This window comes from Achromobacter sp. 2789STDY5608621 (genome assembly GCF_001299375.1).
Classification (GTDB): domain Bacteria; phylum Pseudomonadota; class Gammaproteobacteria; order Burkholderiales; family Burkholderiaceae_B; genus Achromobacter; species Achromobacter insuavis.
Genome location: NZ_CYTU01000030.1, coordinates 60,611 through 73,387 on the forward strand (window position 1 = coordinate 60,611; position 12,777 = coordinate 73,387).

A 12,777-nucleotide genomic window follows, 5' to 3' on the forward strand; every position below is an offset into this window, starting at 1 on the left:
GCAGACGCTGGCGCGCAAGCGCTGACGCCGCCGGCCGGACCGCGCCGATGCAGCGCCTGCCGTACCGCGACGCCGACCCCTACCCGGAGTGGAGCCTGCTGCTGACCTGGGTGGCGGTGGTGCAGGCGGCATCGGTGTCGGGCGCGGCGCAACTGCTGGGCCTGTCGCAGGCCGCGGTATCGCAGCGCATCAAGCAGCTGGAGACCGCGCTGTCCACCGAACTGCTCGACCGCAGCACGCGCCCGGCCCGCCCCACGCCGGCGGGCGACCTGCTGTTCGACCATGCGTCGCGCCTGCTGGCGCAGGCCGGCGACATGACCGAAAGCGTGCGCAACCTGAGCCGCGCGCGGCGCAACATCGTGCGCTTCGGCTGCGTCGACTCGTTCGCGGGCACGCTCGGGCCGACCCTGATCCACGGCCTGTCCGGCACGTCGCGCCAGATCCGGCTGTGGTCGGGCATCACGCCGGTGCTGGACAAACAGCTGGAAGAACGCCTGCTGGACCTGGTCATCAGCACCAGCGCCGCCGCCGAGCCGTCCGCCATCCGCAAGCTCGGGCTGTTCAGCGAGCCCTATCTGCTGGTGCTGCCGCGCGCCCTGCCCTGGGAGGGCGCGCGCTCGCTGGCGGAACTGGGACGCCGCAGCCAGTTCATCCGCTACAGCGCCCGCTCGCACATCGGCGCGGCCATCGATCGCCTGCTGGAAGCGCGCAGCATCGTCATCGAACGCACGTTCGAATTCGACAATACCGATCCCCTGCTCAGCCTGGTCACCGCCGGCCTGGGCTTTGCCATCAGCACGCCGCTGTGCATCTGGCAATCGCGCCATTTCATCGACCAGCTGCGAGTGCTGCCGCTGGCGCCCTGGCTGGACAAGGCCCGCGCCGACGACCCCGACCTGGCGCGCGCCTTCTACCTGGCCGCGCGGCCGCAGGAGGCCGGCAAGCTGCCGGCCGAAGCCCGCAACGTGATCCTGGTGGCGGTCGAACGCCTGATGCAGCAAGACATCGCGCCGGCGCTTGGCCTGCCGGCGGCCTCGCTGTGGCGCAGCCTGCGGCGCTGACCCGTCCGGCCCGCCGCGCCGCTCACGACACCGCGCCCCGCCCGTACCTGCCGGTCAGCAGCGCGCCGCGCGCGAACCGCTCCAGCGCGTAGGGCGCCAGCGGCACGTCGGTCGCCAGCCCCAGCGCCTCCTGCGCCAGCACCCGGCCGACCGCGGGCGACAGCTTGAAGCCGTGGCCGGAAAAACCGAATCCCGCCACCAGCCCCTCCACGCCGCCGATGCGGCCCAGCACCGGATTCCAGTCCGGCGTCACGTCGTACACGCCGGTCCAGGATGACGCCAGGCCGGCTTCGGCATATGCCGGAAAGCGCGCCGCCACCTGTTCGCCGACCGCCGCCACGTAATCCAGCGGGATGTCGCCCTGCTCGGTCTCGCCGGGCGGCAGCTTTTCACCGACGGTGCCCTCGCTGACCAGCATCTGGCTGCCGCCATAGCTGCGGCAGTACAGCATGCCGGGCGAGGCCAGGTCCTTGTAGACCGGCATGGAATAGGTATAGGGCGCCGCCACGCATTCCAGCGCCAGCACGGCGTGGCGCTCGGGCGCCAGCGGCAGCGCCACGTCGGTCCACGCCGCCAGTTCGGCGGTCCAGATGTTCTGGGTGCTGACGACCACGTCGCAGGCGTAATCGCCCTCGGAGGTGGCCACGCCAATCACGCGCCCGCCTTGCCACGACAGGCCGTGCACGGCGACGTTCTCGCGGATCGTGACGCCGCGCCGGCGCGCCGCCCGGGCAAAGCTGGTGGCGACCAGATAGGCGTCGGCAAAGCCCGCCTCGGGCTCGAAGCCGATCAACGCGGCATCGCTGAAATCGGCGATCGGCAGCAGTTCGCGCGCCTGCGCCGCGTCCAGCCGCTGCACCGGAATGCCCTGCGCCTGCTGCTGCGCCAGCGCGTCGGCCAGCGGCGCGCGCTTGTCGTCGTCGGCCGCCGCGATCAGGTAGCCGCAGCGCACCAGGCCGCTGGCCGCGTCCTCGTCGCCGACATAGGCGGCGAAATCGGTGAAGGCGCTCCACGAGCGCCGCGCCAGCTCGACGTTCTCGCGCACCGAATAGTGGGTGCGCAGGATGCCCGAGGACTGCGCCGTGGTGCCGGCGCCGATGGTGGCGCGGTCCAGCACCAGCACGCGGGTCGCGCCCAGGGCCGCCAGATGGTAGGCGACCGAACTGCCGACCACGCCCGCACCGATCACAATCACGTCATAACGCTTCACGGCCACACTCCCAGGATGAATGGCGGCAGTGTGACGCGGGCGGCGGCCGGCGCCGGTTGTATCGGCGCGGCGAATACTGAATAGAAGCGCGGCCTCAGATGGCCTCGGTGTACAGCTCGACCCGGATATGGAAATTGTCGATGCGGTCCCAGCGGGCCCGCGAGGAGACCAGCGTCTCTTCGGAGGCGAACACGATCAGGTAATCGCGCCCGGTGCGCGGGTCGCGCCAGGATTGCGGCGGCGCCTCCCAGCCGCAGCAGCGGTAGTGCAGCGGCTGCAGGTCGAAGCGTTGTCGCAGGTAGCGTTCGACCCCGGCGGCCGCGACGCCGTCCAGGCGGTAGCGCGCCACCAGCGGCTTGCCCTGGCCGTGCAGTTCCTGGCGGCAGCCCTGGTATTCGATGGACTCGGGCTTGTCGCCGAGCGCGGCCAGGAAATCCTCGCAACCGGGGGTGGGCGCGGCCTGCGCCAGCGCGGCGGCCGATGGCAGCAGCAGCACCGCCGGCAACAGCAGGGTTCGCAACCAGCGGGTCAGGGTCATCATGCGCGCTCCGTTTTTCGTGCCAGCCGCCAGCGCATCAGGTCGTCCGCGCCGGGTCCGGCTTCCACCCGCAGGTCCTGGTGGCCCACGCGCGCGCCGGTGCCTTCCTCGACCAGTCCGAGTTCGACGCGGCGGCCGGTCTGCGCGTTCATGAACCGCAGCGGCGGCCCGCCGTCCGGCTGCCATTGGTCGCCGACCTGGGCCAGCGCCTGCAGCACCAGGGCGATATCGCGGCCCTTGGCGGTGGGCAGATATTCATGACGATCGGGGCCGCTCTGGTACAGGCGGCGTTCGATCAGCCCGTTCTGTTCCAGCTGCCTGAGCCGGTCGGCCAGCGTCGCGTTGGCGATGCCGGTCGAACGGCGCAGGTCGTCGTAGCGCCGCAGGCCGAGCACCAGGTCGCGCAGGATCAGCATGGCCCAGCGGTCGCCGACGGCATCGAGCACCGTGGCGATGGAGCAGACCATTCCTTCAAAACTCTTGGAGCGCATGGATTCCCTTTGCCGTGCCGCCGGAGCGCGGCCACCGCAGTATCGCAGCCGGGCGGACAACGCTCAAGCCTCCCCGCCACGGCCTTTGCTTTACAACTTCAATAATTGAAGTCAATAATTATACTCACTGATCGACACCGCCATTCCCCCCTGGCCGCCCCTGCCGGACGGCCGTCGCCCCTCCTCAAAAAGGAACCCCGCCATGCCGCTCTGGAACATCTATCACCCGCAGGACGCCTTCTCCGACGCCGACAAGCAGGCCATCGCCGAACGCATTACCGCGCTCTACACCGACCTGCCGAAGTTCTACGTCGGGCTGGTGTTCCACCCCGTGCCCAAGTCCTCGTTCTTCATCGGCGGCGAACGCGCCGACGACTTCGTGCGCATCTCGGTCGACCATATCGCCCGCCAGATCCACGAGGACGAGACCCGGCGCCGGTTCCTGGGCGCGGTCGGCCGGCTGCTGGCGCCGTATGTCGCGGACCGCGGGCTGCGCTGGGAAATCCATATCGATGAAACGCCGTTCGGCCTGTGGACCATCCAGGACATGCGGCCGCCGGTGCCCGGCACGCCGCAAAGCGAGCAGTGGCGCGCCGACAACCGGCCGAGCACGCCCGCCTGACGACGCCGCTCCCGGCGCGACCGCGCCGGCCAGGCATTGATGCGGTTCAGTTCCGCCGCGTCAGTGCCGTCGCATCAGCGCGGCCGCGCGGCGGTGGACGGTTCGCGCCACGACACCGTGGCGCCGCGCCCTTCCTCCGCCAGGAACTCCACCAGCGCCGGCAGCGACGCATCCATCGGCCGGTTGGCGTGGATGCGCATCACATAGCCCCACGAGCCGCGCATGCGCAGGCCCGGCGTCAGCGCCACCAGCCGGCCGCTGGCCAGTTCCTCGTCGATCAGCGGCGCGCGTCCCAGGGCGATCCCGACGCCCGCCGCGGCCGCCGCCACCACCGTGCTCAGGCCGCTCAGCACCAGCGGATCCTGGCCCGCGCTTTCCGGCAGGCCGAGGCGCGGACGCCAGGTGCGCCAATCGGTCTCGGGGCTGTCGATGTGCTTTTCCTCGAGCCAGCGATGGCGCGTGAAGACGGCCGGATCGTCGCGCTCGTCCGGCGCGACCAGCGCCGGGCTGCACACCGGCACCACCGTCTCCGTCATCAGCGGGATATCGCCCGGCGCGGCCAGGTGCGGACCCAGGCCGCGCACGTGCAGGAACGCCAGGTCGATGTCCTGCGCCTTCCAGGCCGGGTCCTGGCTGGCGTGCAGGAACACCTGGATGTCGATGTCGGGGTGCAATTCGATGAAACGGCCGATGCGCGGCGCCAGCCACAGGGCCGCCAGCGACGGGTTGGCCGACACGTTCAGGTTGTAGCGCCGCTTGCCGCGGGCGCTGGCCCGGGCATTGCGGCAGGCGGTCTCCAGCAGGGTCAAGGCCTGTTGTACGGAAGCCAGCAAGGCGGCACCGGCCTCGGTGGTTTCCGCGCGGCGTACCGTGCCGCCCCGGCGCAGCAGGCTCACGCCCAGGTCGGCCTCCAGCGCGCGCAGCTGATGGCTGACGGCGCTCTTGGTGACATTGAGTTCGGCCGCGGCGCGGCTGAGACTGCCCAGGCGGGCGACGGCCTCGAAGGCGCGCAGCGCCGCCAGCGGCGGCATGTGGGTGGGCAGGGTCGACATGGGTTGAGTTTATCTCAACCCATGATTGAATAACTATCGCTATCGCCACGGCCCGGGATGCGTGACCATGCTGGCTCTGGAGGGAGCATTGATATGTATTTCGATTCGAGGCTTTGGCAACTGACCGCGGGGCTGCGCGCCGGCATGGCGGGCGGCATATTCCTCGGCCTGCTGGCATTGGCGGCGGGCATCGCCCGCTACGTTTTCCTGGGCCAGCTGCTGGCGCGCGTGTTCGACGGCGCGCCGTGGCAGGACTGGCTCGCGCCGGCGCTCTGCGTCGGCGCCATGGTGTTGCTGCGCGCCCTGCTCGACCACCTGCGCACGGTGCAGGCCAACCGCAGCTCGGCCCAGGTGCAGCAGACGCTGCGCGCGCGGCTCTACGACCGCATCGTGTCGCTGGGGCCGGCCTGGTTCGCCAACCAGCGCACCGGCGGCGTGATGCTGACGGTGGTGGACGGCGTGGAGCAGCTGCAGACCTTCTTCGGCCAGTACCTGCCGCAGGTCGCCATCGCGGCGGCCGCGCCGTTCGCGATCTTCGCCGTCATCGCCTTCTGGGACGTGCCGACCGCGCTGGTGTTCCTGGTGGCTGCCCTGTTCGCGCTGTTCGGGCCGATGGCCGTGCACATGCTCGACCGCCGCGCCAGCCTGGCGCGCACCCGCTCGCTGAACGAATTCGGCGAGGAATTCCTGGACGCCGTCCAGGGCCTGCCGACGCTCAAGTCGTACGGCCAGGGCAAGACCTGGGGCGAGCGCCTGGCCGCGCGCGCCCGGGCGCTGTCCGACAACACCTTCTGGGTGCTGTCGGTCAGCCTGCTGACGCGCGGCATCAGCGACCTGGGCGTGGCGCTGGGCGCCGCGCTGGCGCTGACGGTCGGCGCCTGGCGCGTGGCCGCCGGCGACATGAGCGTCGAAGCGCTGCTGATCGTGCTGATGGCCGGCACCGAGATCTTCCGCCCGCTGCGCGACCTGCGCTCGGTGCTGCACCGGGGCATGCTGGGCCAGTCGGCCGCCGTCAGCATCCATGCGCTGATGGACGCGCAGCCGCTGACCGCCGCCCCCGCCGTGCAGGCGGGCGCCGCGCCGGCGCGGCTCGATCCGACCATCGAGTTCGACGCGGTGGCGTTCTCGTATTCGCCGCAGCGGCCCGCGCACCAGGGCCTGTCGTTCCGCATCGCCGCCGGCGAGCGCGTCGGCATCGTCGGCCCCAGCGGCGCCGGCAAGTCCACCATCGTGCGCCTGCTGCTGCGCGAATGCGTGCCGCAGGCCGGCGCCATCCGCGTCGGCGGCCACGACGTCAACCAGCTCGACACGCAGACGCTGCTGGGCCAGATGGCCCTGGTCAGCCAGGACATCACGCTGTTCCACGGCACCATCGACGAGAACCTGCGCCTGGGCCGGCCCGACGCCAGCCACGAACAGGTGCGCGCCGCCGCCCGCGCCGCCAACATCGACGACTTCATCATGGCGCTGCCGCAGGGCTACGCCACCCGCATCGGCGAGCGCGGCCTGCAACTGTCGGGCGGCCAGCGCCAGCGCGTGGCGATCGCCCGCGCGCTGCTGCGCGACGCGCCCATCCTGATCCTGGACGAGGCGCTGTCGTCGGTCGACACCGAGAACGAGGCCTTGATCCAGCAGGCGCTGGACCGCCTGATGGCCGGCCGCACCACGCTGATCCTGGCGCACCGCCTGGCCAGCGTGATCGGCGCCGACCGCTGCCTGGTGCTGGACCAGGGCCGCGTGGTCGAGCAAGGCCCGCATGATGCGCTGATGCGCCAGCACGGCCTGTACTACCGCCTGATGCACGAACAGGCCCTGGCGCTGAGCGCGCCGGCAGCTCCGGTCCCCGCCGCCACGGCGCGCGACACCACGCCCGCCGCGCACGCCAATGACGATGCATCCGGCAGCCAAGGCCCCGCGCTGCGCTCGCTGGACGTCGATGCCGACCAGGTCGGCTGGCGCGCCACGCTGGCCACGCTGCTGTCGGTGGTGCGCCCCTGGCGCGGCACCCTGATCGCCACCATCCTGCTGGGCGTGGCGCGCGTGGCCGCCTTCATCGGCGTCGGCGTGCTGAGCGCGCTGGTGGTGGCCGCCATCCGCGACGGCCGCGACACGTCCTCGCTGATCATCGGCCTGCTGATCGCCGCGCCGCTGGCCGCGCTGTTCCACTGGCTCGAATCGTGGCTGGCGCACGCCATGGCCTACCAGCTGCTGGCGGACATGCGCGTCAAGCTCTACGACAAGCTGGAACGGCTGGCGCCCGCCTATCTGCTGCAACGCCGCTCGGGCGACCTGGTGGCGCTGGCGACGCAGGACGTGGAAATGGTCGAGTACTTCTACGCCCACACCATCGCCCCGGCCATCGTGTCGGTGCTGGTGCCGCTGTCGGTGCTGGGCTTCCTGGCGTTCTACAGCTGGCCGGTGGCGCTGGCGCTGCTGCCGTTCCTGGCCTATGCGCTGGTGTCGCCGGTGCGCGGCCGCCGCAAGGTCGACGCGCTCGGCGACCGCGCCCGCCACGCCCTGGGCGAGATGAGCGCCCACACCACCGACACCATCCAGGGCCTGGCCGACCTGACTGCGTTCCAGGCCACCGGCCGCCGCCGCGACGAATTCCTCAAGGTCGCCGACCAGTACCGCGTGCGCCGCCTGGACATCCTGCGCGACCTGTCGCGCCAGACCGCCTGGTTCGAGACCGCGATGGGCCTGGGCGGCCTGGCCGTGGCCGTGGTCGGCGCGCTGCAGGTGTCGGCCGGCGCGCTGTCGGCCAGCATGCTGCCGCTGCTGGTGCTGATCGCGCTGGCGACCTTCCTGCCGGTGTCGGAGATCTCGCAGGTCAGCCGCCAGCTGGCCGACACCATCGCCGCCACCCGCCGCCTGCACGTGGTCAACAACGAACCCGAGCCGGTCACCGACGGCCCGCTGCCGCCGCCGGCGGCGCCGCACGGCCTGTCGCTGGCGTTCGACCACGTGTATTTCACCTATCCCGGCAAGAGCCAGGACACGCTGCGCGACCTGAGCTTCACCGTGCCGGCCGGCGCCACCGTGGCCGTGGTCGGCGCCTCGGGCGCGGGCAAGAGCACCGTGGCCAGCCTGCTGCTGCGCTTCTGGGATCCGCGCCAGGGCGCGGTCAAGCTCGACGGCGTGGACGTGCGCCAGCTGCGGCTGGACGGCCTGCGCGAACGCGTCGCGCTGGTGACGCAGGACACTTATCTGTTCAACGACACGCTCGAAGGCAACATCCGCCTGGCGCGCCCCGACGCCAGCCGCGAGGAACTGGCGCTGGCGCTGGAACAGGCCGCGCTGAGCGATTTCGTGCGCAGCCTGCCCGACGGCCTGGCCACGCGCGTCGGCGAACGCGGCATGCAGTTGTCGGGCGGCCAGCGCCAGCGCATCTCGATCGCGCGCGCCTTCCTGAAGAACGCGCCGGTGCTGATCCTGGACGAAGCCACCTCGCACCTGGACACCCTGTCGGAGATGCAGGTGCGCGGCGCGCTGGACGTGCTGATGCGGCACCGGACCACGCTGGTGATCGCGCACCGCCTGGCCACCATCCGCGACGCCGACCTGATCCTGGTGCTGGACAACGGCGCCCTGGCCGAGGCCGGCACCCACGACCAGCTGCTGCGCAAGCAAGGCGCGTACGCCCGGCTTGCCAGCCACCAGGGCGCGCGCGACCTTACCGCCGGTAGCGCAACGTCTCTTCCGACGTAGCGTTGCGCCGCACCTCGTCCGCCGTGAACCACACCCGCTTGCTGCCGAAAGTGTTGTACAGGTCGAACTGGTCGCGGGTGTGCGGCGACGGCGTGCCGTCCGGGGCGACGAAGCCGCTCTGCCCCGGCGCCACCACGTCCACCGCCCGCACCGACTTGCCGTCGAACACCGTCATGTTGTTCTCGGTGCCGCGGTTCTGCGTGGCCGGATAGCTCAACACCGCCTTGGCGTCGGCCTGCGGCACGCCCAGGAAGTTCTTGGGCGCGAACACCATCGGCGGCGCCGGGATCTTCCACGCGGCCGGATCCTGCCCATAGGCCTGGCGCAGCGCAGCCAGCGCATCGTCCAGCGCCGCCAGGATGACGTCATCGGCGCGCGCGCCATTGAAGAAGTCATAGCGCTGCGGCACGCCGGCCTCGGGGCCGGCCAGGGCGTTGAACAGCACCTTGACGCCGGCGGTCAGGTTGAGGGAACCGGTGGCCGGCGCCTGCGGCGTCGGGTAGCCGGTGGCGCTGTACCATTTGAAGAAGTCGGCCGGCATCTCGTCGGCCAGCGTGCGCTTGAGCATGGCGCGCAGCCAGGCGTCCATCACCGCCGGACCGGCGTTGTCGAAGTAGCCCGGCTCGCGCTCGCTGGTCGCCATGCCGTCCCACGCCGCCAGCCCCGCCACCAGCCGCGCGCGCGGATCGTCGGCCGGCAGCCCTTGCACCGCGCGCTGCAGGAACGGCAGGAAATGGCGGCGGTTGACGTCGGCGTAGCTGGTGGTGCGGATCAGGTCCCACATCTGCTGCGCGCTGACCTTGCCGCCGTTGGCGGTCATGGCCTTCAGGCGCGTCTCGATCTCGGCGTAGCGGTCGGCCTGGCCCCAGACGATGGCGAACAGGTCGGTGGACGGATAGCCGCGCATCGGCTGGTTGTTCCAGTTGGCGATGAAGCCCTGGCGCGGGTTGTAGACCTGCGGATTGGTCGAGAACGGCAGCAGGCCCTGCCAGTCCATCTCGCCCGTGCCCGGCACCGGCAGGCGCGGGTCGTGGCCCGGGCGGCGCTTGGGATAGAAGCCGGTATGGGCGTAGCCGATGTTGCCGCGGTCGTCGGCGTAGTACCAGTTGATGGTCAGCGCGTGGCGCGCCGCCTGCGCCTTCCATTGTTCCCAGTTGGCCGACTGCGTCTTGCGGGTCCAGGCCATCAGCGATTGCAGTTCAAAGCCCTCCCAGGCACGCGCCTTGGCGTAGGCCACGTGCTGCGCGTCGTCGAACTTGACGATCAGGCCGTGCACGCTGCGGTAGACGTCCAGCGCCACCGGCGCGGCGTCCTTCACCAGGATCAGGTCGGTGCGCTTTTCCAGCGTCTTCCATTCGCCGTCGTGGAAATAGCGGTTGCGATCGGCCGGATCCAGCTTTTCCGCGAAGATGTCGACGTCATCGCCAAAGCCGGCGGTCGAGCCCCAGGCCACGTGCGCGTTGTGGCCGAACAGGATGCCGGGATAGGCGAAAGGCGTGTTGCCGACGACGTCGAAGCCGGCGCCGTGCAGGCCGATGCCATAGGTGTAGGCCGGGTTCCACCAGCCGAACTGCGGACCGTTCAGCAGAATCGAACGGGCGTCCTTGGCATGGTCGCGCCCCACGATCCACATGTTGCTGGTGGTCGGGAAACCGGCGATGCCCGGCTGGCCCGACTGCGCATACTGCTCGGCCAGCTGCGTCCGCAGCGCCGCCGGCGCGCCGTCGACCACGCCGCGCGTGGCCGGGTCGCGCACCACGCGCTCGAGCATCGGCGGCGTGCCGTCGTAGCGCGGCAGCGCATAGGCCAGCTTGTCCGCGCCTTCCGACTGGAACACCGCCGGCTGGTAGCTGCCCTCTTCGGGCGGCACCGTGGTCGGCGCGCGGCTGTCGGTCAGCCAGCGCAGCTGGTTGAAGATGCGCATGGCCTCGGCGTCGCCGTGCCTGTCCTTCAGGGCCGTCAGCAGCGCCAGGTTGTCGATCTCGCTGTTGGCGTCCGAGAAGCGGTTGGCCATGGTGCCGATGAAGATCATCGCCACGTCGTAGGCGGTCCAGTCGGCCGGCGCGAAGCCCAGGTCGTTGAATTCCTTGGGCATCAACGCGCCGGGCTGGGCCCGCACCCGCGCCAGCCAGGCGTTCATGCCGGCCGCGTAGCCGTCCAGCACCTGGCGGTCCGAGGCCGGCAGCGCCGCCAGCTGGCGCTGGATGCGCTCGGGCGAGAAATTGGCGCGGATCGACTTGTCGAACGCCACCATCGACGCGCCCAGCACCTCGGCCACCCGGCCCTGGGTGCTGCGGCGCGCCATCTCCATCTGGAACAGCCGGTCCTGCGCCACCGCGTAGCCGTAGCCGTAGAAGATGCCGTACACCGTGTCCGCATAGACGTGCGGCATGCCATAGGCATCGCGCCGGATCGTGACCTTGCCATCGGCGCCCTGCGGCCGCGCCGCGACCGCCTCGGCGGCCTGTCCGGCGGCTGTCGCCGCGGGTTGCGCCACGGCCTGCGCCGCCATCGCGGGCAGGCACGAACTGGCCGCCAACAGGGCGGCCGACAACACATGCTGCTTCATTGAATCTGTCTCCGTATCGAATGGGACCGCGCCGCGAGCCTGCCGCGGGCGATGGCGGCGCCTCTGCCGGGCACCGTCCGCGGACCATGATACGGACGCCCAATCTATAATTCCAATGCATTTGATTCATATGATTCATGCGGTTGGAACATGGACTTCCAGAAACTCAAGCACCTGCTCGCCGTGATCGAACACGGCACCTTTTCGCGCGCCGCCGACAAGGTCAACCTGTCCCAGCCCGCGCTCAGCCGCAGCATCCAGGCGCTGGAAACCGAACTCGGCCTGCCGCTGCTGGACCGTGGCACCCGCCAGGTGCGCCTGACGCCCTACGGCGCCTGCGTGGCCGAGCGCGCGCGCCGCATGCGCTATGAAGAAGCCGAACTGCGGCGCGAGCTAAAAACCCTGGCCGGCGGCGAATCGGGCGCCCTGTCTATCGGACTGAGTCCCACCCCCGCCTCGCTGCTGCTGACGCCCTTCCTGGCCCACATGGCCACCCGCCATCCGCAGGTGCGCGTGGCCGCCGAGCTCGGCGCCACCGCCGCCCTGCTCGAGCAGTTGCGCGCCGAACGCATCGACGCCATGGTCTGCGACGCCCGCATGCTCTACGGCGCCGCCGACATCGACACCCGCCCCCTCGCCCCCCTGCGCGCCGGCATGGTCTGCCGCCAGGGCCACCCCATCCTGGCCCACCGCCGCCCCAACATCGATCACATCCGCCAGTACCCCGTCGCCTCCAGCACCCTCAGCCCCGAGGTCGCCCTGCGCCTGGCCGAAACCCTCGGCCCCGCCGGCGCCCCCGAACAGATGGTCACCGTGCGCTGCGAAAACCTCGACCCCCTGGTCCACCTGGCCCTCACCACCGACACCCTGCTGCTGGGCGTCATCTGCGTCACCCGCCACGAACAACAAGCCGGCCGCCTGGTCGAAGTCCCCCTGCCCCCCGACCCGCAACGCCAGGGCCACTACGTCCTCGCCCGCCTGGCAGGCCGCAGCCCGCTGAAGGCGCAGGACGCGCTCTACACCTTCACCCAGCAATGCTGGAACGACTTCGCCGCGTTCCAGCCAAAACAACCGCCGCCAGCAAGGCCCAAGAAGGGAACGCAAACGCCACCGCCCCGCCAAAAACCCTGAGCCAAGCCAGCCCCGTCGGCGCCAGCGACAACACGACAGCAGACCCCAAAACACCGACGGCAAGCCCCGACACAAGACCGCAACGCCCCGACGCCCCAAGAGCCCGCCGCCCAAAAAGGCCGCCCGCGCGGCCGACTTGGGCGCCCCCGCAAGACCTTCCGCGACAGCACCCCGCCCAGAAAAACCCAAGCACACCCCCCGCCCCGACGACACGCGCCAAGGCAACACGCGAGCCCGTCGAGGCGGCGGTGGCGCGCGCGCGGGGCGTCGATGCGCCCGAGGGAATCCGAAGGCAGCCGCCGGCAGGCGGCAACGAGATTCTATGGTCCGGATCAAGCTGTTTTCAGGTTCAACCTCCCGGGATCGAAGGCTTGCCCGGTGCGCCAGACCCCGTA

Annotated in this window: 9 protein-coding genes; 4 read left to right on the forward strand and 5 right to left on the reverse strand. The window is 70.9% G+C overall.

Going from position 1 to position 12,777, the window contains the following annotated elements; all coding sequences use genetic code 11:
- The first annotated feature begins 47 nt into the window (after window positions 1-47).
- Entirely contained in the window at window positions 48-1,061 is a 1,014-nt protein-coding gene (locus tag AOZ53_RS23175) for a LysR family transcriptional regulator (RefSeq protein ID WP_054489542.1), read from the forward strand.
- 22 nt (window positions 1,062-1,083) lie between these two features.
- On the opposite strand, the gene AOZ53_RS23180 is transcribed toward AOZ53_RS23175, so the two are convergent.
- The 3 genes from AOZ53_RS23180 to AOZ53_RS23190 all read right to left on the reverse strand — a co-directional run bounded on the left by AOZ53_RS23180 (window position 1,084) and on the right by AOZ53_RS23190 (window position 3,276).
- Window positions 1,084-2,271: an NAD(P)/FAD-dependent oxidoreductase gene (locus tag AOZ53_RS23180; protein ID WP_054489544.1), complete on the reverse strand. Its 1,188-nt coding sequence runs from the start codon at window positions 2,269-2,271 to the stop codon at window positions 1,084-1,086.
- Window positions 2,272-2,365: 94 nt separating this feature from the next.
- Window positions 2,366-2,812 (reverse strand): DUF4952 domain-containing protein, encoded by a 447-nt coding sequence (locus tag AOZ53_RS23185; protein ID WP_054475836.1) that lies wholly within the window; start codon window positions 2,810-2,812, stop codon window positions 2,366-2,368.
- Window positions 2,809-3,276, reverse strand: a complete 468-nt coding sequence (locus AOZ53_RS23190) for a winged helix-turn-helix transcriptional regulator (protein ID WP_231689897.1) — start codon at window positions 3,274-3,276, stop codon at window positions 2,809-2,811. Before AOZ53_RS23190 ends, AOZ53_RS23185 begins: the two co-directional genes overlap by 4 nt.
- 226 nt (window positions 3,277-3,502) lie before the next feature.
- Between AOZ53_RS23190 and AOZ53_RS23195 the strand changes: the two genes are divergently transcribed.
- Window positions 3,503-3,922 (forward strand): tautomerase family protein, encoded by a 420-nt coding sequence (locus AOZ53_RS23195; RefSeq protein ID WP_054432135.1) that lies wholly within the window; start codon window positions 3,503-3,505, stop codon window positions 3,920-3,922.
- Between the two features lie 74 nt (window positions 3,923-3,996).
- On the opposite strand, the gene AOZ53_RS23200 is transcribed toward AOZ53_RS23195, so the two are convergent.
- Window positions 3,997-4,974 carry a LysR substrate-binding domain-containing protein gene (locus AOZ53_RS23200; protein ID WP_054432136.1) on the reverse strand — a complete coding sequence of 326 codons (978 nt, stop codon included), beginning with the start codon at window positions 4,972-4,974 and terminating at the stop codon, window positions 3,997-3,999.
- A gap of 93 nt (window positions 4,975-5,067) precedes the next feature.
- On the opposite strand from AOZ53_RS23200, the gene AOZ53_RS23205 reads away from it, so the two are divergent.
- Complete coding sequence (locus tag AOZ53_RS23205; protein WP_054489546.1) at window positions 5,068-8,682, forward strand: ABC transporter ATP-binding protein/permease; 3,615 nt, start codon at window positions 5,068-5,070, stop codon at window positions 8,680-8,682.
- Here AOZ53_RS23205 and AOZ53_RS23210 read toward each other — a convergent pair.
- A complete protein-coding gene (locus tag AOZ53_RS23210) occupies window positions 8,648-11,251 on the reverse strand; it encodes a penicillin G acylase (RefSeq protein WP_054489548.1) in 2,604 nt (867 codons plus the stop codon). The genes AOZ53_RS23205 and AOZ53_RS23210 overlap by 35 nt on opposite strands.
- 150 nt (window positions 11,252-11,401) lie before the next feature.
- Here AOZ53_RS23210 and AOZ53_RS23215 point away from each other — a divergent pair, with 150 nt between their 5' ends.
- Entirely contained in the window at window positions 11,402-12,382 is a 981-nt protein-coding gene (locus tag AOZ53_RS23215; RefSeq protein WP_054489550.1) for a LysR family transcriptional regulator, read from the forward strand.
- Window positions 12,383-12,777 lie beyond the last annotated feature (395 nt).